This is a genomic window from Marivita sp. GX14005, from assembly GCF_023370775.1.
Lineage (GTDB): Bacteria > Pseudomonadota > Alphaproteobacteria > Rhodobacterales > Rhodobacteraceae > Marivita.
Map to the genome: position 1 here is coordinate 77,650 of NZ_JAMCCQ010000003.1, position 22,745 is coordinate 100,394.

24 protein-coding genes and 2 tRNA genes are annotated in these 22,745 nt (G+C 63.9%); 15 read left to right on the forward strand and 11 right to left on the reverse strand.

Annotation, left to right across the window (positions count from 1 at the left end; genetic code table 11):
* The first annotated feature begins 1 nt into the window (after position 1).
* The 4 genes from M3465_RS10500 to aroQ all read left to right on the forward strand — a co-directional run bounded on the left by M3465_RS10500 (position 2) and on the right by aroQ (position 2,835).
* Complete coding sequence (locus M3465_RS10500) at positions 2 to 1,900, forward strand: nitric oxide reductase activation protein NorD (protein WP_249501703.1); 1,899 nt, start codon at positions 2 to 4, stop codon at positions 1,898 to 1,900.
* A 1-nt stretch (position 1,901) separates the two neighbouring features.
* Positions 1,902 to 2,078, forward strand: coding sequence for a protein NnrT (locus M3465_RS10505; protein ID WP_249501704.1), 177 nt, complete (start codon positions 1,902 to 1,904; stop codon positions 2,076 to 2,078).
* Positions 2,075 to 2,302, forward strand: a complete 228-nt coding sequence (locus tag M3465_RS10510; RefSeq protein ID WP_249501705.1) for an NnrT protein — start codon at positions 2,075 to 2,077, stop codon at positions 2,300 to 2,302. Before M3465_RS10505 ends, M3465_RS10510 begins: the two co-directional genes overlap by 4 nt.
* A 95-nt stretch (positions 2,303 to 2,397) precedes the next feature.
* On the forward strand, positions 2,398 to 2,835 hold the full coding sequence (aroQ, locus tag M3465_RS10515) for a type II 3-dehydroquinate dehydratase (protein ID WP_249501706.1): 438 nt from the start codon (positions 2,398 to 2,400) through the stop codon (positions 2,833 to 2,835).
* Here the strand turns inward: aroQ and M3465_RS10520 are convergent.
* A complete protein-coding gene (locus M3465_RS10520; RefSeq protein WP_249501707.1) occupies positions 2,832 to 3,941 on the reverse strand; it encodes a Ppx/GppA phosphatase family protein in 1,110 nt (369 codons plus the stop codon). The two genes, aroQ and M3465_RS10520, sit on opposite strands and share 4 nt — an antisense overlap.
* Before the next feature lie 267 nt (positions 3,942 to 4,208).
* Between M3465_RS10520 and M3465_RS10525 the strand changes: the two genes are divergently transcribed.
* Genes M3465_RS10525 through M3465_RS10540 form a run of 4 tightly spaced genes read left to right on the forward strand, consistent with a single transcriptional unit; the run spans position 4,209 to position 7,194 of the window.
* Complete coding sequence (locus M3465_RS10525; RefSeq protein WP_249501708.1) at positions 4,209 to 4,505, forward strand: virulence factor; 297 nt, start codon at positions 4,209 to 4,211, stop codon at positions 4,503 to 4,505.
* A 28-nt stretch (positions 4,506 to 4,533) separates the two neighbouring features.
* Positions 4,534 to 5,454, forward strand: a complete 921-nt coding sequence (locus M3465_RS10530; protein ID WP_249501709.1) for a methylenetetrahydrofolate reductase — start codon at positions 4,534 to 4,536, stop codon at positions 5,452 to 5,454.
* A 1-nt stretch (position 5,455) separates the two neighbouring features.
* The gene (locus M3465_RS10535) at positions 5,456 to 6,115 is read left to right on the forward strand and encodes an HAD family hydrolase (RefSeq protein WP_249501710.1); all 660 of its coding nucleotides are present in this window, start codon (positions 5,456 to 5,458) and stop codon (positions 6,113 to 6,115) included.
* Positions 6,112 to 7,194, forward strand: coding sequence for a methyltetrahydrofolate cobalamin methyltransferase (locus tag M3465_RS10540; protein WP_249501711.1), 1,083 nt, complete (start codon positions 6,112 to 6,114; stop codon positions 7,192 to 7,194). Before M3465_RS10535 ends, M3465_RS10540 begins: the two co-directional genes overlap by 4 nt.
* A 111-nt stretch (positions 7,195 to 7,305) precedes the next feature.
* On the opposite strand, the gene M3465_RS10545 is transcribed toward M3465_RS10540, so the two are convergent.
* The 8 genes from M3465_RS10545 to tgt form a co-directional block, all read right to left on the reverse strand.
* Positions 7,306 to 7,381: transfer RNA gene (locus tag M3465_RS10545), tRNA-Val, on the reverse strand.
* Positions 7,382 to 7,495: 114 nt separating this feature from the next.
* Positions 7,496 to 7,570: transfer RNA gene (locus tag M3465_RS10550), tRNA-Val, on the reverse strand.
* Positions 7,571 to 7,589: 19 nt separating this feature from the next.
* Positions 7,590 to 7,886: an HU family DNA-binding protein gene (locus M3465_RS10555; RefSeq protein ID WP_249501712.1), complete on the reverse strand. Its 297-nt coding sequence runs from the start codon at positions 7,884 to 7,886 to the stop codon at positions 7,590 to 7,592.
* A gap of 205 nt (positions 7,887 to 8,091) precedes the next feature.
* On the reverse strand, positions 8,092 to 8,907 hold the full coding sequence (locus M3465_RS10560) for a MauE/DoxX family redox-associated membrane protein (RefSeq protein ID WP_502846111.1): 816 nt from the start codon (positions 8,905 to 8,907) through the stop codon (positions 8,092 to 8,094).
* The gene (locus M3465_RS10565; protein ID WP_249501713.1) at positions 8,904 to 9,434 is read right to left on the reverse strand and encodes a DUF305 domain-containing protein; all 531 of its coding nucleotides are present in this window, start codon (positions 9,432 to 9,434) and stop codon (positions 8,904 to 8,906) included. Before M3465_RS10565 ends, M3465_RS10560 begins: the two co-directional genes overlap by 4 nt.
* A gap of 129 nt (positions 9,435 to 9,563) precedes the next feature.
* On the reverse strand, positions 9,564 to 11,972 hold the full coding sequence (gene lon, locus M3465_RS10570) for an endopeptidase La (protein ID WP_249501714.1): 2,409 nt from the start codon (positions 11,970 to 11,972) through the stop codon (positions 9,564 to 9,566).
* Between the two features lie 261 nt (positions 11,973 to 12,233).
* Positions 12,234 to 13,310, reverse strand: coding sequence for a PRC-barrel domain-containing protein (locus M3465_RS10575; protein ID WP_249501715.1), 1,077 nt, complete (start codon positions 13,308 to 13,310; stop codon positions 12,234 to 12,236).
* A 110-nt stretch (positions 13,311 to 13,420) separates the two neighbouring features.
* Positions 13,421 to 14,542 (reverse strand): tRNA guanosine(34) transglycosylase Tgt, encoded by a 1,122-nt coding sequence (gene tgt, locus M3465_RS10580; protein WP_249501716.1) that lies wholly within the window; start codon positions 14,540 to 14,542, stop codon positions 13,421 to 13,423.
* Between the two features lie 97 nt (positions 14,543 to 14,639).
* Between tgt and M3465_RS10585 the strand changes: the two genes are divergently transcribed.
* The 3 genes from M3465_RS10585 to M3465_RS10595 are packed head-to-tail and all read left to right on the forward strand — an operon-like array spanning position 14,640 to position 15,774.
* The gene (locus M3465_RS10585; RefSeq protein ID WP_249501717.1) at positions 14,640 to 15,002 is read left to right on the forward strand and encodes an SUF system Fe-S cluster assembly protein; all 363 of its coding nucleotides are present in this window, start codon (positions 14,640 to 14,642) and stop codon (positions 15,000 to 15,002) included.
* A 4-nt stretch (positions 15,003 to 15,006) separates the two neighbouring features.
* Positions 15,007 to 15,345 carry a TfoX/Sxy family protein gene (locus tag M3465_RS10590; protein ID WP_249501718.1) on the forward strand — a complete coding sequence of 113 codons (339 nt, stop codon included), beginning with the start codon at positions 15,007 to 15,009 and terminating at the stop codon, positions 15,343 to 15,345.
* A gap of 30 nt (positions 15,346 to 15,375) precedes the next feature.
* Positions 15,376 to 15,774 (forward strand): HesB/IscA family protein, encoded by a 399-nt coding sequence (locus tag M3465_RS10595; RefSeq protein ID WP_249501719.1) that lies wholly within the window; start codon positions 15,376 to 15,378, stop codon positions 15,772 to 15,774.
* Positions 15,775 to 15,778: 4 nt separating this feature from the next.
* Here M3465_RS10595 and M3465_RS10600 read toward each other — a convergent pair whose 3' ends face one another.
* On the reverse strand, positions 15,779 to 16,687 hold the full coding sequence (locus tag M3465_RS10600) for an isopenicillin N synthase family dioxygenase (protein ID WP_249501720.1): 909 nt from the start codon (positions 16,685 to 16,687) through the stop codon (positions 15,779 to 15,781).
* 124 nt (positions 16,688 to 16,811) lie between these two features.
* On the opposite strand from M3465_RS10600, the gene tpiA reads away from it, so the two are divergent.
* Positions 16,812 to 17,552 (forward strand): triose-phosphate isomerase, encoded by a 741-nt coding sequence (gene tpiA / locus M3465_RS10605; protein WP_249501721.1) that lies wholly within the window; start codon positions 16,812 to 16,814, stop codon positions 17,550 to 17,552.
* Positions 17,553 to 17,714: 162 nt separating this feature from the next.
* Here the strand turns inward: tpiA and M3465_RS10610 are convergent, their stop codons facing one another.
* The gene (locus M3465_RS10610; RefSeq protein WP_249501722.1) at positions 17,715 to 18,494 is read right to left on the reverse strand and encodes an SDR family oxidoreductase; all 780 of its coding nucleotides are present in this window, start codon (positions 18,492 to 18,494) and stop codon (positions 17,715 to 17,717) included.
* A gap of 138 nt (positions 18,495 to 18,632) precedes the next feature.
* On the opposite strand from M3465_RS10610, the gene M3465_RS10615 reads away from it, so the two are divergent.
* The 3 genes from M3465_RS10615 (at position 18,633) to M3465_RS10625 (ending at position 22,559) form a co-directional block, all read left to right on the forward strand.
* Complete coding sequence (locus M3465_RS10615) at positions 18,633 to 19,097, forward strand: hypothetical protein (RefSeq protein ID WP_249501723.1); 465 nt, start codon at positions 18,633 to 18,635, stop codon at positions 19,095 to 19,097.
* A gap of 46 nt (positions 19,098 to 19,143) precedes the next feature.
* Complete coding sequence (locus tag M3465_RS10620; protein ID WP_249501724.1) at positions 19,144 to 20,751, forward strand: peptide chain release factor 3; 1,608 nt, start codon at positions 19,144 to 19,146, stop codon at positions 20,749 to 20,751.
* Between the two features lie 80 nt (positions 20,752 to 20,831).
* On the forward strand, positions 20,832 to 22,559 hold the full coding sequence (locus M3465_RS10625; protein WP_249501725.1) for a glycosyltransferase family 2 protein: 1,728 nt from the start codon (positions 20,832 to 20,834) through the stop codon (positions 22,557 to 22,559).
* Positions 22,560 to 22,745 lie beyond the last annotated feature (186 nt).

Consider the following 22,745-nt stretch of genomic DNA (forward strand, 5'->3'; position numbering starts at 1 on the left):
CATGGCGCTGCATCCTCTTGACCTGATGGAGCCGGAAGAAACCGTCGGCAACCTCTGGCACGACTACGCCAAGGGGATCGGCGCCGAGGCGTCCTTTCCCGATGCGGCGGTCACGCTGTCCGCGCTGCGGCCCAGCCTGACCATGATGTTCCGCGCGCTTGGCGGCGCTCCGGGGGTGGAATTCACCGAAAGCCCCGAGATCGTCGCCAGGCACCGCCGGTCGCAGGCGCGCAAGATGGCCATCGAACGCGACAAGGTCTACCTGCCGATGTTCGACGGCGAACGGCTGCGCTTGCCCCCGGTGATCGAGGCCTTCCCCGATCCCCGTCTCAACCGCAGCGCCTATTTCTGGCTGAGCGGCCTTGCCGCGTTATGCCCGCCCGAGGTGTTCGAGACCGACCACGACACCGGCCCCGCGCGCGATGCGGAAATGATCCGCGCCAATACCGAAACCGGCCAGCGCGTCTTTGCCGCGTGCCCCGGACTGCGCGAGGATTACGCGGCGATGGCGGTGCATATCCTTTCGGCCCGCCCGCGCGTCCGATTGCCCAAGGCCGAGGCACGGATCGAGGAAGCGCTGCGCCGCGCGCTTGGCGGCACCGCACCGACGCTCGCTGCGGATACCGAAGCGTCCCGCCGGTTCATGCCGTTCGCTCCCGTGCCGATCTGGCTCGACTTCAGCCGCGCCGCGCCGGGGGATGCACCCGCCGAAGCGCAGGACGAAACCGCCCCGATACCCGCAGCGGCCGCGACCACAAAGCGCAAGCTGGGGTTCCGCAAGGACCGCGACCAGGCGGGGCGCAAGGACAGTTTCATCATGCACCGTTTCGAATCGATCCTGTCCTGGGTCGAATCGATGAACCTGCATCGCTCCATCCACGATGACGACGACGAGAACGCGCAGAAGGCGGCAGAGGATCACGACAACATCACCCTGTCGAAGAATTCGCGCCGCGCGGCGACGCGGTTGCGGCTGCATCTCGATCTGTCTCCGGCCGATGCCGATCACGAACGGCTTTCGGCGACGCATACCTATCCCGAATGGAACCACCGCTCGCGCGACTACATGCCCGATCATTGCCGCGTTCTCGAAGCGCCGATCGAGCCGGATCCGAACAATGGGTTCGTGCCGAACGCCAAGCGCATGGCCGAGGTGCGCCGCCAGTTCGAAACGCTCCGCCCGCGCCGCATCATGCAGACGCGGCAGATCGACGGATCGGAGCTCGATCTCGACGCGCTGATTTCCGCGCGGGTCGACCTCAAGGCCACCGGGCGCTGCGACGATCGCGTATTCATGGCCTCGCGCCAGACCCAGCGGGATCTGACCGTCGCTTTCCTGGTCGATACCTCCCGCTCCACCGAATCCGCCGTGGGCGATACCTGCGTCATCGACGTGGCGCGCGACGCGCTCGCGGCGCTGGCCTGCGGGATCGATGCGGCGGGCGACAGGCTGGGCATCTGGGGCTTTTCCTCGCTCAAGCGGGATCGCGTGTTCGTCTCGCGGTGCAAGGGCTTCGCCGATCCGATGAACGGTGACGTGATCGACAATATCTGCGCGCTCAAACCCGGCCATTACACGCGACTCGGCCCCGCAATCCGCCATGTCAGCGCGCAGCTGGCCGAAGAATCCTCGGCCCGCAAGCTGCTCATCGTTCTGACCGACGGCAAACCGAACGATCTGGACCATTACGAAGGCCAGCACGGCATCGAGGACAGCCATATGGCCGTCGCCGAAGCGCGGCGCATGGGGCAAACGGTGCACGGCATCGTCATCGACGAGGACGGGCAGGACTGGTTCGCACGTATCTTCGGGCGCGGCGGGTTCCACCTTCTGCCAAGCCCGTCCCGGCTGACCCGCGTGCTGCCGGATATCTATCGCACACTCACTCAGGAGAGCTGACATGCTTCGACTTCTCTGCGCCCTTCTGGTCGCCTTCCCGTCCCTCGCCCTGGCCGAGGAATTCGACCGCCCGATCCCCCAGGCACAATCGGCAACCGCCGAATGGCTGTTCTTCCTCGCCTCGCTGGCACTGGTGGCCGCGCTCGTCGCGGTTCAGATGCTGGTGCGCCGGCGATGACACGCGAAGGCTGGGGCGTCGGGAAGATCGCGCTGGTGCTCTATCCGTTCGGATGGGGCGCGGTCGCGGTCAACCTGTTCTTCTTCAATCTGATCGTCAGCTGGGTCGGCGTTCCGGTCCTGCCGCTGCACTGGGCGCTCTGGGGCGGCGCGGTGCTGGGCGTCCCGGTGACATATGTCTTCGCCCGGCATATCCGCCTGTTGATGGACCGCGCCGATAGCTGACCCATCGGTCACACCGGCGGGCCTGCGCGCGCGGCGCGTCTTGCGCGCGCGGCCGCCGGCTGGCACTGCTGCGCCATCACCAGCGGAGCGGCGCGATGTCCCGGACTGTCTTTCTCATCAACGGCCCCAATCTCAACCTGCTCGGCAAGCGCGAGCCCGAGATCTACGGCATCGAAACGCTGGAGGATGTGACCGCGCGCTGCACCGCGCTGGCGCAGGACGCGGGCCTTGCGCTGGAGGCGATGCAGTCCAACCACGAGGGCGCGATCATCGACATGATCCACCGCGCGCGGAACGAGGCGGCGGCGATCATCATCAATCCCGGTGCCTTCACGCATACATCAATCGCCATTTTGGACGCGCTGAACGCCTATGACGGGCTGGTCTTCGAGGTGCATATCTCGAATGTCCACAAGCGCGAGCCCTTCCGGCATCACTCCTATGTCTCCGCCCGCGCCGATGGCATGCTGGCGGGGTTCGGCGTGCAGGGCTATGAACTGGCGCTGCGCCGGGCCATCAGCCTGCTCGGCTAGAACCCGTCCTCCAGCACCCCGTCCGCCGACATCTGCGCATAGAGAAGCCCCTCGCGCAGCCCCCTGTCGGCCACCGACAGCCGGTCGGTCGGCCAGCAGCGCAAAAGCGCCTGCAGGATCGCCGCGCCGGACATGATGAGCGCCTGCCGGTCGAGCCCGATCCGCGGATCGCGCCGCCGCCCCTCGGGGCCGAGTTCGAGGTAATTGGTGATCACCTTCTCGATCTGGTCCGAGGTCATGCGGAGCCCATCCACCTTGTTGCGATCGTAGCGCCGAAGGCCGAGGTGGCTGGCCGCAACCGTGGTGACGGTGCCGGATGTGCCGACGATCTGGAATCCCTCGCGGGTCTGCTCGTCCTTGTAGGGCGCAAATTCGGTCAGGTTCTCCTCGAAGAACCAGCTCATCAGCGCATAGCGCGCGGAATCGCTTTCGACATCCGAGAACTGGTCGCGCAGCGTCGCCACGCCGAGCGGAACGCTGATCCAATCCACGACGCGGGCCGCCGGGAACGGGCTGTCATTCATGTGAAACCCGGCATGAAGCCGCATCAGCGCGCGTGGGCGTTCAATGGACGGCACCGCGCTCAGGTCGATCCAGACAAGCTCGGTGGAGCCGCCGCCGATATCGACGACAAGCAATTGCTCGGTCTTGGTGCTCACCAGCGGCGCGCAGGAAATCACCGCCAGGCGCGCCTCTTCCTCGGGCTGGATGATCTCGAGCGTCAGGCCGGTCTCGCGCTTGACCTGCCGGATGAACTCGCGCGCGTTCTGCGCGCGGCGGCAGGCTTCGGTCGCCACCAGCCGCATCCGCCGCACCTCGTGCCGGCGCAGCTTTTGCTGGCACACGCGCAGCGCCGAAATCGTCCGGTTCATCGAAGTCCGGCTCAACCGGCCGTATTTTTCAAGTCCGGCGCCAAGCTGCACCGATTTGGAAAAGCTGTCGACCACATGGAACTGGCTGCCCTTTGGCTGGGCCACCAGCATGCGACAGGAATTTGTGCCCAGATCCAGCGCGGCATAAAGCTCGCTCGGATCGGGCCGGGACGGCGCGGGGCTCTCTACCGGTTTCGGGAATGCGCCCGCACCTTTGGGACGCTTTGGCGCCATGACTACGCGCCTTCCGAATATCTAAGTTGCCTTCAACTTAGTGGCGCTTGCGCCTCGGCGCAAGATTCATCGCCAAGAATGCGCGATTATGAAACGCCCTCATGCAAAGCCTTAGAATTTTGGGGCCGCCGCGCCATCGCCTTCGGATCGGGCCTGACGTAATGTGAACCTCGGGTCGCGGAAACGGGCGCAGATGTCGAAATTCGACCCTGCAGCCGCGCCGCGCTCGCATAGGAAGGCACAAGGGATATGAGGGAACGCGAAGTCATGGCGGATGTCACAATCGTCTATTGGCGCGATATTCCGGCGCAGGTCATCGTCGGCAAGGGCCGCCGGGGCGCGAAGGCGCAGCTGGCCGAACGGTTCGAGCAGGCCATCGACCGCGCCGCGATGAAGATCGGCGCATCGGATACCGACAGCTACCTCGCCGAATGGCGCAAGGCGCCGCCCTATGCGGTCGACGGCGACGCGCAGGAGATCTGCGCCGCCGAAGTGGCCCGGATCGAGGCGGAATACGACAAGGCGCGGCTGATCGCGCTGATCGAGAACGAAGGCTGGGCGTGACCGCCCCATGAGGCTGAGGGAGACCATCATGGCATTGCTGAATTTCCGCAAACGCGAGACAGAGCCCGCCGCCACAGGGCTTGAGGCGATGCTTCGCGGCCATTCCATCGAGGTGATGCCCCGCACGGCGGAAAAGATCGCCGATTTCCGCGCCCTGCTGGCCCCCGGCACCCGTGTGTATATCGCCCATATCGACGGCACGCCGATCGAGGACATGGTCGCCACCGCGCGCCGTCTGGCCGAAGACGGATACCCCGTCATGCCCCATTTCCCCGCGCGCATCATCGACAGCCGCGCCACGCTTGCCGATTGGATCGCGCGCTATCAGGGCGAGGCGGGCGTCGATCAGGCGCTCGTGCTGGCGGGCGGCGTGGCCGAGCCGCGCGGCGCCTATCACAGTTCCATGCAGCTTCTGGAGACGGGGCTTTTCGACAAGGCGGGCTTCACGCGCCTGCATGTCGCAGGTCATCCCGAAGGCAACCGGGATATCGACCCGGAAGGCGGAACACGCAATGTCGAGGACGCGCTGCGCTGGAAACAGGCCTTCTCCGAGCGCACCGACGCGCGCATGGCGCTCGCGACGCAATTCGCCTTCGACGCGAAAGCGATCATCGATTGGGCCGATTCGCTTCGGGCCAGCGGGATCACCCTGCCGATCCATGTCGGCGTGGCCGGGCCGGCGAAACTGCAAACGCTGATCAAGTTCGCCATCGCCTGCGGTGTCGGCCCGTCGCTGCGCGTGTTGCAGAAACGGGCGATGGATGTCTCCAAACTGCTCCTGCCCTACGAGCCGACCGAAGTGCTGACGCAGCTTGCGGCGCATAAGGCCGCGAATCCGGAAAGCCTGATCGAACAGGTGCATCTCTTCCCACTGGGCGGTATCCGGGCGACCGCCGATTGGACCGCGGCGCATGGCGGGGCAGATGCTGCTCCGGTTGCGGCGCGCTGACATGCCGGCGCTTCTTTTCGATCTCGACGGCACGATGCTGAATTCGGACGCCATTCACGAGCAGGTCTATCGCGAGCTATGGGCCGCGCGCGGCATGGTGATGGAAGACGGGTTCTACATGGCCCATGTCCACGGTCGGCTCAATGTCGATGTGTTCGCCGAGTTTTTGCCCGAGGAGCCCGACCCGCAAGGCCTGAGCGAATGGAAGGAGGCGCAGTTCCGCGCGCGCCTGCCGCACTCCTACCCCGCTATGCCGGGGTTGCCCGCGTTCCTGACCCGCGCGCGCCGCGCAGGCTGGCCCATTGCTGTCGTCACCAACGCCATGCGCCTCAATGCCGAAGCGATGCTGTCGGCCATCGGCGCGCGCGATGCCGTGCAAACACTCGTGATCGGCGAGGAATGCGCGCGGGGCAAACCGCATCCCGATCCCTATCTGCAGGCGATGACGGCCCTCGGCGTTGCGCCGGACGCCTGCATCGCCTTCGAGGACAGCCCGACCGGAGTGCGATCCGCGTCCCGCTCCGGCGCCTATACCATCGGCATCCGCTCCGCGCTGAGCGATGCCGACCTGCGCCGCCACGGCGCGCAAGCCACGATCGAAGATTTCACAGACCCCGCGCTGCCGGTCCTGCTGGAGCGCCTGAAAGGACAAGCCGCATGACCCGCACGATCATCGAATCCAGAACCAAAACCGCCATCATCGGCTTTGACGAGCCGTTCTGCGTCATCGGAGAGCGCATCAATCCGACCGGCCGCAAGATCCTAAACGAGGAACTGGAGCGCGGCGATTTCTCGCGCGTGGAGGCGGATGCGCTCGCGCAGGTCGCGGCCGGTGCCAATGTGCTCGACATCAACTCCGGCGCGGTCTTCTCGAACAAGATGGCCGAGGACCCGCGCTATGCGGACAACAATTTCGTCGAACCGACGCTGATGCCCGAACTGGTCAAACGCGTGCAGGCCGTGACCGATTGCCCGCTTTGCATCGACAGCTCGGTGCCCGGCGCGCTGGAAAACGGGCTGGCGGCGGCCGAAGGGCGACCGCTTTTGAATTCGGTGACCGGAGAAGAAGAGCGGCTCGAGCTCGTGCTGCCGCTGGTCAAGAAATACAACGTGCCGGTGGTGGCGATCTCGAACGACGACACAGGGATCAGCGAAGACCCGGATGTGCGCTTCGCTGTGGCGAAGAAGATCGTGGAACGCGCCGCCGATTTCGGCATCCCGGCGCATGACATCGTGGTCGATCCGCTTGTCATGCCCGTCGGCGCAATGGGCACCGCCGGCTTGCAGGTGTTCGCGCTCGTGCGCCGCCTGCGCGACGAGCTTGGCGTGAACACCACCTGCGGCGCATCCAATATCAGCTTCGGCCTGCCCAACCGCCATGGGATCAACAATGCCTTCCTGCCCATGGCGATCACCGCGGGCATGACATCGGCGATCATGAATCCGGTCGCGGTGCCGATCGGGCCGAAACGGCTTGCCGAGAAACGGGCGGAGGTCGAAGCAGCGGGTATCGTGCTGCCGGAAGGTATGGACGACGAGACCTTCTGCCGGCTCTTCGGTCTCGGCTCGACCAAGCCGCGCGCGGGCAAGGAAATGGAAGCGATCCGGGCGGCGAATTTCCTGATGAACAACGACGATGGCGGCGCCGCCTGGATCGAGTTCAACAAGCAGCCGCCGAAAGCAGGCCAGGAATCGCGCGGCCGCGCCGGACGCACCGGAGGCCGCCGCCGGCGTGCATGAGGCGACCGGTATCGGGGGACCAGTCCCCCGAACCCCCTGGGATATTTATGGCAAGAAGAAAGGGGGCATGGCCGCGATTTCGGCCATGTGCGCATATGACGGAAGCGGGGATGGTGGGTGATGAGAGACTCGAACTCCCGACATCTTCGGTGTAAACGAAGCGCTCTACCAACTGAGCTAATCACCCGTGCGCTGCGGTTTAGCCAAGGCGTGCCTGGCGCGCAAGGGGATTTTCGGGGGCGATTGCGGCGATGTGAATGCAAAACGCGCGGCCGCTGATCGCGCCGCGCGTTCGCTGTCATGGTGGGTGATAAGAGATTTGAACTCCTGACATCTTCGATGTGAACGAAGCGCTCTACCACTGAGCTAATCACCCGTTGAGGGAGGTCTTAGCGCTACTCGGCAGCTTGTGCAAGAGGCTCCGGGCCATCGGATTGCGCCTGTTCGTTGCGCCTCAGCCGAGTGGTGATGACCTGCGCTTTCGATGTCTTTTTCATTCGCGTGATCTTGAGTTTGCCCATCGGTGCGAGGTTCAGCTCGCGCCCGTCCGCGATCGTTTCTCCGAGCACGGCGAGCATCGCCTCGACCACCGGTTTTGCGTCGCGTTTCTTGACACCGCTGCGCGCAACGACGGTGTCGATCAGCTCTTTCTTCTTCAGGGGCGGCGCGGTGACGGTGGGCGTTTCGCTCACGACCACTTCGGGCGCGGGCGCCGCCGGGGGCTTGCCGCGGGCTTCGCGGCGCTCGTGCGGGTCGTCTTCCGGCTCGTCGCCATATCTTTATCCTTTTGACTGCTCATTCATTCCGCGAATAAATCCCATGATACAGAAAATTCGCACACGATCCAGTGTTCACTCGGACGTGCGCCGCGAAATCTGGGATCGACGCGCAGCGAGCTCAGCCCGCGAACCACTCTGCCAGCATCCAGACACCCATGCCGAACATCACCAGATCCTCGGTCAGGGAGGTGAAGCCGAGCGGCACCTTGGAGCCGCCCCCCACGCAGGCGCAGGTCAGTTCGCGCTTGTCGATATAGGCGGCCTTGATCACCCCAACCGAGCCGACACCACCGATGAAGATCGCAACAGGCGCGACGAGCCAGATGAGCCAGCTGCCAGAGCCGATCAGGGCCATCATGCCGATACCGGAGTAAAGCTCCGCGAAAGGATAAGCGTAGCCATAAGGCACGTAATGTCGCGCCAGGAGGTCGTAGCCGAGAAAGCCGTTCACAAAACCTTCGACATCCTGCAGCTTCTGAATCGCGAGCGCGACCATCGAGGTCGCAAAGAACCATTTCAGCCATGTCAGGACCGGAAAGCCATCATAGAGGTTCAGAACGATGGCAAGGGCCATCAGCGCCGTCGAAGAGAAGATGGCTATGATCGGACGATAGGTCGTGTCGTCCTCATCCAGCACGGTGTAGCCGAAATATTCCTTGAGATCGGTATAGCCGCCGATCCGCTTCCCCGCGATGAAGGTTTGCGGGGTCTCGTCAACGCCATGTTCGCGCTGAAACGCATCGGTTTCCTCGCGCGTGGTCAGGTGCTTGTCGGTCACCTCGAAGCCCTTGCGCTTGAGCAGCGACAGGGATTTCAACCCGAAGGGACAGAGGTGATCGGGCATGACCATGCGGTAGAGAACCGCCGTGTTCTCATCGCTCTTGCTGCGGGCCTGGCGCGGTGTGTCTACGGGATCCGTGGTTGTGTCCGTCATGACCCGTCCTCCTTGCGGCGTTCGGTTCCGGGGGGCGCATCGCCATTGGCTTCGATGTCGGAGATGTAGAATTTCATTTCGGCGATCTCATCGCGCTGCACCTCAATGATGGCTTCGGCCAAGGCCGCGACGCGCGGATCGGACAGTTCGGCGCGCTCGCTTGTCAGGATGGCAATGGAATGGTGAGGGATCATCGCCTTCATCCAGGCGATATCGCCGATTGTGGCCTGCGAACGCACCATCCCGACACCGAGTGCAAAGGCAAGCGCAGCACCGATGAATATCGCGACGTTCATGGTCCTGTTCGAATACATGCCGAGCATGAAAGCGAGCATGATCACCGCCATCGCGCCGCCCATGTAGAGCGCCATCCAGGCGCGGGTTTGCGAGAAGAAGACGTGATCGAGCGCGTAGGTGTTCAGATACATCAGCCCGAACATCACCACGGTCGAGGTTCCGATCATTGCGAAGAAGCGGCCGTAGCCCATGCCGCCTTCGCTGCGTCGTGTCTCAGAATGTTCGGACATCGTTTCCTCCGCTATCGGGTTGATACGTCTTGAAAACGCGATGTGATGCGTGCGGTTCCAATGCCTCCGAAACGAAAATCCCCCGCGCCGTTTAGCGCGGGGGCCATTTCGTTCACGCCGGATCGCGGATCAGTGCGCGATCGTGCCGGCGCTTTGCCCTTCCTTGGACAGTGCGGCAGCGGCGGCGGCCTCCTCGGCGGCCTCGTCCCATTCGATGGGCTCGGGCGTGTCGACCAGTGCCAGCTTTAGCACGTCAGAGACGTGTTTGACGGGGATGATCTCCAACCCCTCCTTCACGTTGTCCGGCAATTCGGCCAGATCCTTCTCATTCTCTTCGGGGATGAGAACCGTCTTGATCCCGCCGCGCAGCGCCGCGAGCAGCTTTTCCTTCAGCCCGCCGATGGGCATCGCGTTGCCGCGCAGGGATACCTCGCCCGTCATGGCGATGTCGCGCCGCACCGGGATCTGCGTGAGGACCGACACGATGGAGGTGACCATCGCCAACCCGGCCGAGGGGCCATCTTTGGGCGTGGCGCCATCGGGGACGTGCACGTGAATGTCCATCTTGTCGAATTTCGGCGGCTTCACCCCGATCTCAGGCGCGATGGAGCGCACGTAGCTGGCGGCGGCGTCGATGGATTCCTTCATCACATCGCCCAACTTGCCCGTGGTCTTCATCCGGCCCTTGCCCGGCAGTTTCAGCGCCTCGATATGCAGCAGATCGCCGCCGACCGATGTATAGGCCAGCCCGGTGACGACACCGATCTGGTTCTCGTCCTCGGCCAGACCGTAGCGGTATTTGCGCACGCCAAGATACTCGCCGAGATTGTCCGGCGTGATCACGACCTTTTCGGCCTCCTTCTTGACGATCTGCGTCACCGCCTTGCGCGCCAGCTTGGAGATCTCGCGTTCGAGATTCCGTACCCCCGCTTCGCGCGTATAGTAGCGGATCACGTCGGTCAGCGCCTCGTCGGTCAGCTCGAACTCGCCCTTTTTCAGGCCGTGGTTCTTGACCTGCTTGGACAGCAGGTGCCGCTTGGCGATCTCTGCCTTTTCATCCTCGGTGTAGCCGGCGAGCGGAATGATCTCCATCCGGTCCAGAAGCGGGCCGGGCATGTTGTAGCTGTTGGCCGTGGTCAGGAACATGACGTTCGACAGGTCGTATTCGACTTCGAGATAGTGATCCACGAATGTCGAGTTCTGTTCCGGGTCGAGCACTTCGAGCATGGCCGATGCCGGGTCGCCCCGGAAATCCTGGCCCATCTTGTCGATCTCGTCGAGCAGGATCAGCGGGTTCGTCGTCTTGGCCTTTTTCAGCGCCTGGATGATCTTGCCCGGCATGGAGCCGATATAGGTCCGGCGGTGGCCGCGGATCTCGCTCTCGTCGCGCACGCCGCCAAGCGAGATGCGGATGAACTCGCGCCCAGTGGCCTTGGCAACCGATTTACCCAAGCTGGTCTTGCCCACGCCGGGAGGGCCGACAAGGCACATGATCGGGCCTTTCAGCTTCTTGCTGCGCTGCTGCACGGCGAGATATTCGACGATGCGTTCCTTGACCTTCTCAAGGCTGTAGTGATCCTCGTCCAGAATACGCTCTGCGCGTCCCAGATCCTTTTTCACGCGGGATTTGGTGCCCCACGGGATCGACAACATCCAGTCGAGATAGTTGCGCACCACGGTCGCCTCGGCGCTCATCGGGCTCATGTTCTTGAGCTTCTTGAGCTCCGCCTCGGCCTTTTCGCGGGCTTCCTTACTCAGCTTGGCCTCGTTGATCCGCGCTTCAAGCTCGGCCACTTCGTTCTGGCCGTCCTCGCCATCGCCCAACTCTTTCTGAATGGCTTTCATCTGCTCGTTCAGATAATATTCGCGCTGGGTGCGCTCCATCTGGGATTTTACGCGCGTCTTGATTTTCTTCTCGACCTGCAGAACGCTCATTTCGCCCTGCATCAAGCCGTAGACCTTCTCCAGCCGCTCACTCACCGCCAGCGTCTCGAGCAGATCCTGTTTCTGCTTTACATCGATGCCGAGATGCCCGGCCACGAGATCGGCCAGCTTGGCCGGCTCATCCGCATCCGAGACCGCGCCGAGCGCTTCGTCGGGAACGTTCTTCTTGACCTTGGCATAGCGCTCGAACTCGGCCGCGACGGTGCGCACCAGCGCCTCGATCGCGGCGGGATCGCCCGGCATTTCGGTCAGATATTCGGCCTTCGCCTCGAAAAACGTGTCGTTGTCGAGATATTCGGTGATGCGCACACGGTTCTGCCCCTCGACCAGCACCTTCACGGTGCCATCGGGCAGCTTGAGCAGTTGCAGCACGTTGGCCAGCACGCCGGCCTTGTAGATGCCATCGGTATTGGGGTCGTCCTCGGCCGGATCGATCTGGCTGGCTAGCAGGATCTGCTTGTCATCGGCCATGACCTCTTCCAGCGCCTGGACGGATTTGTCGCGCCCCACGAAAAGCGGCACAATCATATGAGGGAAAACCACGATGTCGCGCAGCGGCAGCACCGGGTAGGAGGCGTTCAGAGGCTCTTGCATGCTCATATCCTTATCGTTGGCAAGATGGCACCGGCCCCGCTTGGCGGCAGCCCCGGCCATCTCCGGTATCGAAGGTTTAGTTGGGGCGCGCGCGCCCGGATTTCAACCTTGTCCTGTCCGGCCACAATATCTTGATGCGCCGCCATCGCAAGACGGATTGCCCCGTGAATTTTAGCAAATTCACCTGCGGCGCATGTGCAAACGAAAAAAGGGCCGCCCGGAAAGGCGGCCCCCATGGACGTCAGTGTTTCGCGTCAGGCATTACTCGTTGCCCGGAAGCAGATCGCCCAGACGTGTATCCGGCTCCGTCAGGCGCACCTCGTCCTCTGCGTATTCGGGCAGGTTCTCGAGATCGTCCTGCGTGCGGTTCGGCACCATGTAGCCGTTATCGACACGCTGCAGACGGTCGAGCGGCAGGGCGACGTTATGCTCGCCAAGGCCCAGGAATCCGCCGACACCGACGATCGCGACGATGGTTTCACCGCGCACACCGACCTGATCGATCTCGCCGATGGTCTCGCCGTTTTCGCCGTAGACGATCATGCCGACGAAATCGGCAGGCGTCATATCGGCCATCGGGTTGGCAGCGAAACCGGTGACATAGGCTTCACGCTCTTCCTCGGAGGCCATGTTACCGGATTCATCCGTCTCGTAATCGAGAATACGGACTTCGGCTTCGCCCTGCATCACATCGACATCGGCGCTTTCGGCTTCCTCGATATTGACCTCGGGATCGGCCTGGCTGACCTCGACATTGGCATCGCCGCTCTGCTCGATGTTCACATCCGGCTCCGCCTGTTCGACCGAGATATTCGCGTCCTGCGTTTCCTCGACCTGAACGTTGGCGTCAGCCTGCTCGACGCTCACGCGCGGCTCGGCTTCCTCGATGGTGATCTTCGGCTCGGGGCGGATGAAACGCACCTGCGGCTCGGGCGTTTCGACCTGAACATCGGGGTTGGCCTGATCCACATCGACGCTCGGGCGCGGCACGCGGATGGTGATGATCGGCTCGGGGATGCGCACTGTCACTTCGGGCTGCGCCTGCTCGACCGTGATGATCGGCGCCTGCTGCTGCACGCGGACATTCGGCTCCGGCACCTGAACGGTGATTTCCGGCTGCGGCTGCTCGACGGTTACTTCGGGCGCGGCCTGATCGACATCGACATTCGGCTCGTCGATGGTCACGGTGACCTTCGGCTCGCCCTGCTCGACCAAGACCTGGCCGTCGGTCGGGGTGACATCGGCAGTCGTGGTCGTGGTGTCCTGAGCCATTGTCGCGGTGCCGAGCGCAATGGCCGATACCGCACCCAGGATCGAGGATTTCATCGTGATGGTCATAGTGATCTCCTTGTTCTCCAATTCTGGCCAGCGCAGCGCGCCGCCTCATGGAAACAAGGGGTTTGGCCCGTCACAGGTTCCTGAAATAATTCAGGGAACAAAAGCCGCGATCAGCTGTTATGACCCTCTTGTCGCATCGCGTGAAACTCCGCTTCGAACGCCGCGAAAGCGCCTTGTGCAATCGCATCCCGCATCCCCTGCATCAGCTCCTGATAATAATGCAGGTTGTGCCAGGTCAGCAGCATCCCCGAAATCATCTCCTGCGCGCGGAAGACGTGGTGTAGATAGGCGCGGCTATAATTGCGGCAGGCGGGGCAAGTGCATCTTTCGTCGAGCGGGCGCGGGTCGTCCTTGTGCCGCGCGTTCTTGATGTTCATCTGCCCGTAGCGCGTCCAGGCCTGACCTGTCCGGCCCGAGCGCGAGGGCAGAACGCAATCCATCATGTCGATGCCGCGCTTGACCGCGCCGACGATATCGTCGGGCTTGCCGACCCCCATCAGGTAGCGTGGCTTGTCCTGCGGTAACTGACCGGGCGCGTAGTCGAGGCAGCCGAACATCGCCTCCTGCCTCTCGCCCACGGCCAGCCCGCCCACGGCGTAGCCGTCGAAACCGATGGCCTTGAGCGCCTCCGCGCTTTCGGCCCGCAGATCCTCTTCCAGCCCGCCCTGCTGGATCCCGAAGAGCATATGCCCCGGCCGATCCCCGAACGCATCGCGCGACCGCTGCGCCCACCGCATCGACAGGCGCATGGAGGCGGCAATCCGCTCGCGATCGGCCGGCAGCGCCGGGCATTCGTCGAAACACATCACGATATCCGATCCCAGCAGGCGCTGGATCTCCATCGACCGCTCGGGCGTCAACTCGTGTTTCGACCCGTCGATATGGCTGCGGAAGGTCACACCGTCTTCGGTCAGCTTACGCAGTTCGGACAGGCTCATCACCTGGAACCCGCCCGAATCCGTCAGGATCGGCTTTTGCCAGTTCATGAAATCGTGAAGTCCGCCCAGCTTCGCGATCCGCTCCGCCGTGGGGCGCAGCATGAGGTGATAGGTATTGCCGAGAAGGATATCGGCCCCCGTCGCCGCCACGCTTTCGGGCATCATCGCCTTGACGGTCGCCGCAGTGCCCACGGGCATGAAGGCCGGCGTGCGGATCGTGCCGCGCGGCGTGTCGATCTGCCCGGTGCGGGCGGTGCCATCCGTGGCGTGCAGGGTGAAGGAGGTGCTGCTCATGGCGCTGCAATGCCCCAGCCGTGCGGCTTTGCCAACCCTTTACCCGGCGCGCCGCTTTCCCTATATATTTGCTCAGGAACTCACGGGAAGAACAGACATGACCAATGCGAGCCCCAAGATCGAAGGCGCACCGCTGATCGCTCCTTCCAGCACCGACCACCCGCTCCACGAACAGATCGTGGAGGCGTGCCGGTCGGTTTATGACCCGGAAATTCCGGTGAATATCTACGATCTGGGCCTGATCTACACCATCGACATCAATGCCGAGAACGAGGTGAACATAATCATGACCCTCACCGCGCCGGGCTGCCCGGTTGCCGGCGAAATGCCCGGCTGGGTGGCCGAAGCGATCGAACCGCTGCCCGGCGTCAAGCAGGTCGATGTCGAACTCACCTGGGAGCCGCCCTGGGGCATGGACATGATGTCCGACGAGGCGCGGCTCGAACTGGGGTTCATGTAGGCCGGTGGCCGTCAGCGCGGAACAAATCGTCCACCTGCGCGACCTGTTTCGCGATGTGCCGGACCTGTCCATGCGCAAGATGTTCGGCGGGCTGGGCATCTACTCCGAAGGGCGCATCTTCGCCGTGCTCGGCCCCGACGAGGCGCTGCTCATCAAGGCGCGCGGGGCGCTCGCCGAAACCCTCGCCGCCGAAGGCGCAACGCAATGGGTCTATGCAGGCAAATCGGGGAAACGCTCCACGATGCCCTACTGGACCCTGCCCGAAGACGCGCTCGACGATCCTGAAGCGGCCTGCGACTGGGCCCGCCGCGCCTTGGCAGAACTGGATGGCGCACCTATCTGAAACGACACAGCAAACCGAAGGACCAGACCGATGTTCGGCATTCCCGGCAAGCAAGCCGTCACCCTGACACCCAAAGCCGCCGCACAAGTGCGCAAGCTGATGGACGCCAAGGGCCATGCCGGCCTGCGCATCGGCGTCAAGAAAGGCGGCTGCGCGGGCATGGAATACACCATGGATTACGTCGATACCGCCGATCCCAATGACGAGGTGGTCGAACAGGACGGCGCGACCGTGATGATCGCGTCTATGGCGCAGATGTTCCTCTTCGGCACCGAGATTGACTACCAGACCTCGCTCCTGGAATCGGGCTTCCACTTCAACAACCCCAATGTCGCCGATGCCTGTGGTTGCGGCGAATCCATCAAGTTCAAGGACGTGGACGAGTTGGCCGCCGAGCACGGAAACGGCGCGCCGGACCTCAAGTCCTGACGGCTCAGGTCCGCCCCTTCAGGTGCAGATATGTCTCGCCATACCGCCTGGCGAGGTGATCGCCGGCGCTTATGGGCGCGTCCCCCTCGGGCGCGACATTCGTGTCGACATTCGGATTGAAGAAGAGCGGCACCGAGATCCGCTCTCCCGCGCCGCCCGTGACCCGGTGCAGCGTCGCGACGACGCGCCCGCCGGTCCACATCTCCAGCATTTCGCCGAAATTGATGATGAATTCGCCCGGCGCCGCCTGAAGCGGCAGCCAGCCCTCCTGCCCGCGCGGCTTCACCTCCAGCCCGGCCTGCCCATCGGTGGCGAGCAGCGTCAGGCAGCCGTAATCGGTATGAGCTGCGATGCCGAAATCGCGGCCCCCCGCCCAATCGGGGCGCGGCGGATAGTAATTGCCGCGCAACAGCGCCATCGGGCAATCGAACTTGCCTTCGAAGTAATCGGCATCCGCGCCGATCGACAGCGCGATCCCGCGAAGAACGCCGCGCGCCACGATCAGCGCATCGTCGTAGTAGGCCCGGATGACCGGCTCGAAACCGACTGGACGCACCGGCCAGTGGTTGGGCGCATAGACCGGCAGCGCGGCGCGCGGATCGCCCGGCGGCAGGGCAAAGCCGCAATCGAACACTTCCTTGTAATCGGGATTGGCCTCCGGATCGACCTGCTCGGACCCCGGCGCGCCCCAGCCCCGGTTCGAGCCCGTCCGCGCCATGTCGACCTGCGCCTTGACCTCGGCAGGCTGCGCGAAGAACGCGCCATAGGCGGCCAGTACGAACCGTATCCGCGCCGCCGAGAGCGGTGTGTTGAAGAGCACGGCAAATCCGATCTCCTCGGCGGCCCGCCGCATCTCGCGAAGCGTCGGCGGATCGCCGGCGGCCAATGCCTGCATATCGAGTCTGGGGATCATCGCGTGGCCTCCTTGCCCGTTCACACGGCTTTTGCCAGCAGGTGCAGCGCTCCGCAACAACCCTTGACCTCGCGCCGCGCGAAGCGATGATGCACCGAAGCGAAACCCAGACAGGATGACCGTCATGCGCCGCAAACTCGCCGCCGGAAACTGGAAGATGAACGGGCTGCGCGCCGCGCTGTCGGAACTGCAAGCACTGAACGACGCCGCGCCGGACGGGGTCGAGATGCTCATCTGTCCGCCCGCCACGCTTCTGGCCGCCGCGCGGGAACAAGCGGGGTCCCTGTCCCTCGGCGGCCAGGATTGCCACAGCGCGGAAACCGGCGCGCATACCGGTGATATCTCCGCCGAAATGCTCAAGGATGCCGGGGCGAGCTACGTCATCCTCGGCCATTCGGAGCGCCGCGCGGATCACGGCGAAACGAATGAAATCGTTGTAGAAAAGACTAAGGCGGCCTGGCGCGCCGGACTGACCGCGATCGTCTGCATCGGAGAGACGCTGGCCGATCGCGAGGCCGGACAAACGCTCGACGTCATCGGCACGCAGCTCGCCGGCTCCCTGCCGGAGGGGGCGAATGGCGACAACACGGTCATCGCCTATGAGCCCGTCTGGGCCATCGGCACCGGGCATATCCCCGCCATGGAGCAGATCACCGAAGTGCACGATTTCATCCGCGCCGCGCTGGTGGCGCGTTTGGGGGAAACGGACGCCGCCGCGATCCGCCTGCTCTATGGCGGCAGCGTCAAGCCCGACAATGCCGCCGAGATTTTCCGCGTGAGCAATGTGGATGGCGCCCTCGTCGGCGGCGCCAGCCTGAAAGCCTCGGATTTCGCGCCCATCGCAAAGGCGCTGGAGAGCGCATAGCCACCTGCCGGTCGATCCGGGGAAGGCGCTGCGAAATGAGTATTTACCAACGAGAAGAAGGAGTTGTCTCTGCTCCCTTCTTCTCGTTCCAAATACTCAAATTCAACGCCAGCATCCGGCACCCGCTCCCATGGCCTGCGGTGCCTTCTGACAAAAGCGCCTTCAAACCGTCAGATTGGTCCCGCCCCCGTCGATGAGCAGGTTCTGCCCGACGATGAACCCTGCATGTTGCGAGCAGAGGAACGCGCAGGCCTGTCCGAATTCCTCGGGCGTGCCGTAGCGCCGCGCGGGAATCCCCTCCTGACGCTTGCGGCGGGCCTGCTCGATCGAGATGCCCTGCGCCTCGGAGACGTCGCGATCGAGTTGATCGGCGCGGTCGGTTGCGTGAATGCCCGGAAGGAGATTGTTGACGATCACGCCATGCTCGGCGACCTGCCGGGCCGTGCCGGCGACATAACCCGTAAGGCCGGTCCGCGCGGAATTCGACAGACCCAGCTGCGGGATGGGCGCGCGCACCGATTGCGAGGTGATGTTGACCACCCGCCCCCAGCCGCGATCGATCATGCCGGGCATGAGTTCCGACATCAGCGCGATTGGCGTGAGCATGTTGGCATCGAGCGCCTTGATGAAGTTCTCGCGTTGCCAGTCTTGCCAGGATCCGGGCGGCGGCCCGCCCGCATTCGTCACGAGGATATCGACCGCGTCGGCCGCTTCGAGCACGCTGGCGCGCCCGTCTTCGGACGTGATATCGGCCGCGACGGCCCGCACATCGACGCCGTAGCGATCGCGAATTTCCGCCGCCGCCGCTTCGAGCATCTCAGCGCCGCGCGCGTTCATCACGAGCGAAACGCCCGCCGCCGCGAGGGCTTCGGCACAGCCGCGCCCGAGCCCCTTGCTCGACGCGCAAACCAAGGCGCGTTTTCCGCTGATCCCGAGATCCATTCCGACCCTCCCAAAGTTGAATCAAATCGTCTGTATAAAGCCACGCGGCGTTCACGAACCTGACACATTTATCAATGATTTTAAAGATCTGACGTCCCTTCGGGGTCAATTCGGGATCAAGGTGAAAACGGGCCTGCCATGACGTGCCAAACCGCCCTTCTGTCGTTCAAAGCCTACCCCGTTCACGGGTTTCGGACCGAATTCGGTCTTTGCCGCGGCGAACGGATGCACCGGCTGGACGATCTCAACCCCGGCGAGATTTACCAGATACGCCATGACGCTCCTTGCTCTGACGTGTCGGCTGCCGGTGACGCCAGCGTCTTTTACCGTATCAAGGCCGCGAACCTGCCGCTTGAGATATTGACGACCTGCGCGCGGCTTATCTTCATGACGACGACCGGGCGGCGCGTGGACATGCAGGCGGCGCTCTGTCATGGACAATTGCATCTGGTTTCCGAAACGCCCCTGCAGACGGGAACCGAATATGTGCTGATCGAAAAGACGCCCGTCGAAAACCCGCAAGCACCTGCATTGGTGCCCGCCGCGTCAGAGCGTTGCGCACCCCGGCGCTCCAACGTGATCCCGCTCCGCGCCATTGGCTAGCGGCGCCTTATGGACAAGCCGCAGCGCCCCGCCTATACGCGCGACCATGCCCGATACCGCATCAAATCGCCCCGCCCTGCCCGCCGAAATCGCCCGGCGTCGCACCTTTGCCATCATCTCGCATCCCGATGCAGGCAAGACCACGCTGACCGAGAAATTCCTGCTTTATGGCGGCGCGATCCAGATGGCCGGGCAGGTCCGAGCCAAGGGCGAGGCGCGGCGCACGCGGTCGGATTTCATGAAGATGGAGCAGGATCGCGGCATCTCCGTTTCGGCGTCCGCCATGTCCTTCGATTTCAAGGCATACCGCTTCAACCTCGTGGACACGCCCGGCCATAGCGATTTTTCCGAGGACACCTACCGCACGCTGACCGCCGTGGATGCCGCTGTCATGGTGATCGACGGCGCGAAAGGCGTGGAAAGCCAGACCCAGAAGCTCTTCGAGGTCTGCCGGCTGCGCGATCTGCCGATCCTGACCTTCTGCAACAAGATGGACCGAGAGAGCCGGGACACCTTCGACATCATCGACGAAATCCAGGAAAATCTTGCCATCGACGTCACGCCCGCAAGCTGGCCCATCGGCATGGGGCGCGATTTTCTGGGCTGCTACGATCTGCTGCGCGACCGGCTGGAGTTGATGGACCGCGCGGATCGCAACAAGGTCGCCGAAAGCGTCGAGATCAACGGCCTCGACGATCCGGAGCTCGCGGAACACATCCCCGAACACCTGCTCGAACAGCTGCGCGAAGAGGTCGAGATGGCGCGTGAACTGCTGCCCAAGCTCGACCCGAAAGCGGTGCTCGAAGGGCATATGACGCCGATCTGGTTCGGCTCAGCGATCAATTCCTTCGGCGTGCAGGAATTGATGAACGGCATCGGCACATACGGGCCGGAGCCGCAACCGCAATCGGCGACGCCGCGGCAGATCTTGCCGGACGAAACAAAGGTATCGGGGTTCGTCTTCAAGGTTCAGGCGAACATGGATCCCAAGCACCGCGACCGCGTGGCCTTCCTGCGCATGGCATCGGGCCATTTCAAACGCGGCATGAAGCTGACCCATGTGCGGACCAAGAAACCGATGACCGTGTCCAACCCCGTTCTGTTTCTCGCCGCCGACCGCGAACTGGCGGAGGAAGCCTGGGCCGGCGATATCATCGGCATCCCGAACCATGGCCAGCTCCGCATCGGCGACACGCTGACCGAGGGCGAGGCGCTGAAGGTCACGGGCATCCCGTCCTTCGCGCCCGAACTCCTGCAATCGGTGCGCGCGGGCGATCCGCTCAAATCCAAGCACCTGGAAAAGGCGCTCATGCAATTTGCCGAGGAAGGCGCGGCCAAGGTGTTCAAGCCGATGATCGGCTCGGGCTTCATCGTGGGCGTCGTCGGCGCGCTGCAATTCGAGGTGCTGGGCAGCCGGATCGAACTGGAATACGGTCTGCCGGTCCGGTTCGAGCCGTCGCAATTTACCTCCGCCCGCTGGGTGCATGGGCCGAAGGACGCGGTGGACAAGCTCGCGCAGGCCAACAAGCAGCATATGGCGACAGATAATGATGGCGACGCGGTTTATCTCACGCGGTTGCAATGGGACATTGATCGCATCGCACGCGATTATCCCGATGTGACCCTGTCCGCGACCAAGGAAATGATGGTGTAGCGCGAGCGCGTTCGAACGCGCTTCACGGCTTTTCGAAAAGCCGTGTTGCCCGCAAGGCGGCAACGCGGCACTCTGCCCCCATGAGCAGCACGCCCTCCGACACTCCAGCCTATCCCGGCGGTCTGCCCGGTTTGCTTCGCCATTGGGACAAGCGCCGCGATCCGCTGGGCTTCGCGCCGGGTGAAACCCTGCCGCCGCTCGATTGCGATCTCGCTGCAATCGCCGCCACCCGCGTGGCGCCGCCGCCAGAAGACCCGCCCTCGTCCGAAAACATGCGCAAATCGCGCGAACTCGCGCGCGAGCTTCAGGGCGGCAACGCGCTTGTGCATCTCAACGCGCTCCTGATTGCGCATCTGCGCAAGCGCAGCCACCCCGAGCACACGGCTGCGCTGTTCCACCGGATCTGGGCCGAACAATCCGACCTCCTCCTGCGCGAGATGGATTTGCGCTGGAAAGTCTCGAGCCTGACGACCTTCGGCGATCACGGCGTCACGCAAGCGCAGCGCAGTGCCGGACTCGGTCTTTCGACGCTTTTCAACATGATGAAACTCTACGAAAGCGAACGGCTCTATTCAGGGCGCGAAGCGGATCGGCCGTTCACGCTGGACCGGCGCGCGACCGGCCCCCTTCCGCTTGACATGAACGCCTTCTCGCTCACGAATGGCGGGCTCGATGTGAACCTTATCGCAAGCCTGTGGCAGGCCGCCGATGCCGATGCGGTGATCCGGCCGCTGGCGCATGACATGCTGACGCGGCTGGTCGAGGACCCGCGCACCGTGTTCCGCCGATTGCACCGCCTGCGCGCCCGAAAGCTGCGACAGGCGAATGGCAGGGATGTCGAAGGGACCGGCCGCCACGTTCCTGTGCCGACCCCGCTACGGCACCCGCCGCGTTGGGGGCTCGTTTGCACAACAAATGCCCCCCCGCTCGACGTGGCGCGTTTCGCGGCGCATCATCTCGATCTCGGCGCGGCGCGCATCCATGTCTTCCTCGATACGCCCGATCCGGAAACCGCAACGCTCCTGCGCCGGGACAAGCGCATCACCGTGACCCAATGCGATGCCGCCTATTGGAGCCGGCTTGGCCGGGCGCGGCCCGAAACGCATCAGCAAAGGCAGATTTTCAATGCCACGCGCACGCTGGCCGAAGTGTCCGATCTCGACTGGCTCGGTCATATCGATGTGGACGAGTTCATCCTGACGCCCCGCCCCTTCGGCGATCTGCTTGCCGCGCTGCCGGACGGCATGGCGGGCGCCCGTCTGTATCCCGCCGAAGCCCTTGCCACTGCTCCGGGCGCCCTGCCGCAGGGGTTCAAGCTGCGCTGCCTGCCGCCCGCCGTTCCGGCCCGCGCCATTCACGACATCTACCCGACCTTCGGCAGCTACCTGCGCGGCGGGTTTCTCAGCCATCTCGCCGGAAAACTCTTCGCTCGCCCCGGGTTTGGCGGTATGCGCCTTGCCATTCACCGTTTGCGCGCCGCAGGTGAGGATATCACCAATATCGCCGTGATCGATGACGCCCATCTCGGCCATCTTCATGCCCCGGATTGGGAGAGCTTCCGCGCAAAGCTCGAATTTCGCCAGCAGCACGGCTCCTATCGCATTCGCGACGACGCGCCCAAATCCGCGGGGCGTCTGCTCGCCTATCTGCGCGCGCACGAGGGCGAGGCGGGCTTGCGGCAGGCCTTTGACGAGGTTTGTCTCGACACGCCGGGGCTGCGCGAAAGACTGGCTCGGCACGAGCTGCTTTTAACGCCAGAGTTCAATCCCCGCGCGGCGATGGTGCGCGTCTTCGGCCCTTCGGCGTAGACCACCTGCCTGTTGCCCAATCGGCGCCGAAACACGGCGCGCATAGGGCAATTCGCCCTCGAATCGGGGCCGTCATTGACGCCCGCACAGAACGGCGTTACACACGCGCGAGATCTCTACTGTGGGTTGACACAGGGCCGAACGGGCCGGATCGCATCAGACGCACGGGCGCAGTCAGTCCGTGAA

Excerpts from the sequence above, each read along its gene's own strand:
- M3465_RS10620 (WP_249501724.1), top strand. The coding sequence starts at position 19,144 with ATGCCCGATACCGCATCAAATCGCCCCGCCCTGCCCGCCGAAATCGCC.
- aroQ (WP_249501706.1), top strand. The coding sequence starts at position 2,398 with ATGTCCCGGACTGTCTTTCTCATCAACGGCCCCAATCTCAACCTGCTC.
- tgt (WP_249501716.1), bottom strand. The coding sequence starts at position 14,542 with ATGAGCAGCACCTCCTTCACCCTGCACGCCACGGATGGCACCGCCCGC.
- M3465_RS10510 (WP_249501705.1), top strand. The coding sequence starts at position 2,075 with ATGACACGCGAAGGCTGGGGCGTCGGGAAGATCGCGCTGGTGCTCTAT.
- M3465_RS10610 (WP_249501722.1), bottom strand. The coding sequence starts at position 18,494 with ATGGATCTCGGGATCAGCGGAAAACGCGCCTTGGTTTGCGCGTCGAGC.
- M3465_RS10540 (WP_249501711.1), top strand. The coding sequence starts at position 6,112 with ATGACCCGCACGATCATCGAATCCAGAACCAAAACCGCCATCATCGGC.
- M3465_RS10615 (WP_249501723.1), top strand. The coding sequence starts at position 18,633 with ATGACGTGCCAAACCGCCCTTCTGTCGTTCAAAGCCTACCCCGTTCAC.
- M3465_RS10625 (WP_249501725.1), top strand. The coding sequence starts at position 20,832 with ATGAGCAGCACGCCCTCCGACACTCCAGCCTATCCCGGCGGTCTGCCC.
- M3465_RS10585 (WP_249501717.1), top strand. The coding sequence starts at position 14,640 with ATGACCAATGCGAGCCCCAAGATCGAAGGCGCACCGCTGATCGCTCCT.
- M3465_RS10520 (WP_249501707.1), bottom strand. The coding sequence starts at position 3,941 with ATGGCGCCAAAGCGTCCCAAAGGTGCGGGCGCATTCCCGAAACCGGTA.
- M3465_RS10575 (WP_249501715.1), bottom strand. The coding sequence starts at position 13,310 with ATGACCATCACGATGAAATCCTCGATCCTGGGTGCGGTATCGGCCATT.
- M3465_RS10560 (WP_502846111.1), bottom strand. The coding sequence starts at position 8,907 with ATGACGGACACAACCACGGATCCCGTAGACACACCGCGCCAGGCCCGC.
- M3465_RS10505 (WP_249501704.1), top strand. The coding sequence starts at position 1,902 with ATGCTTCGACTTCTCTGCGCCCTTCTGGTCGCCTTCCCGTCCCTCGCC.
- M3465_RS10600 (WP_249501720.1), bottom strand. The coding sequence starts at position 16,687 with ATGATCCCCAGACTCGATATGCAGGCATTGGCCGCCGGCGATCCGCCG.
- tpiA (WP_249501721.1), top strand. The coding sequence starts at position 16,812 with ATGCGCCGCAAACTCGCCGCCGGAAACTGGAAGATGAACGGGCTGCGC.
- M3465_RS10525 (WP_249501708.1), top strand. The coding sequence starts at position 4,209 with ATGGCGGATGTCACAATCGTCTATTGGCGCGATATTCCGGCGCAGGTC.
- M3465_RS10500 (WP_249501703.1), top strand. The coding sequence starts at position 2 with ATGGCGCTGCATCCTCTTGACCTGATGGAGCCGGAAGAAACCGTCGGC.
- M3465_RS10565 (WP_249501713.1), bottom strand. The coding sequence starts at position 9,434 with ATGTCCGAACATTCTGAGACACGACGCAGCGAAGGCGGCATGGGCTAC.
- lon (WP_249501714.1), bottom strand. The coding sequence starts at position 11,972 with ATGCAAGAGCCTCTGAACGCCTCCTACCCGGTGCTGCCGCTGCGCGAC.
- M3465_RS10595 (WP_249501719.1), top strand. The coding sequence starts at position 15,376 with ATGTTCGGCATTCCCGGCAAGCAAGCCGTCACCCTGACACCCAAAGCC.
- M3465_RS10530 (WP_249501709.1), top strand. The coding sequence starts at position 4,534 with ATGGCATTGCTGAATTTCCGCAAACGCGAGACAGAGCCCGCCGCCACA.
- M3465_RS10535 (WP_249501710.1), top strand. The coding sequence starts at position 5,456 with ATGCCGGCGCTTCTTTTCGATCTCGACGGCACGATGCTGAATTCGGAC.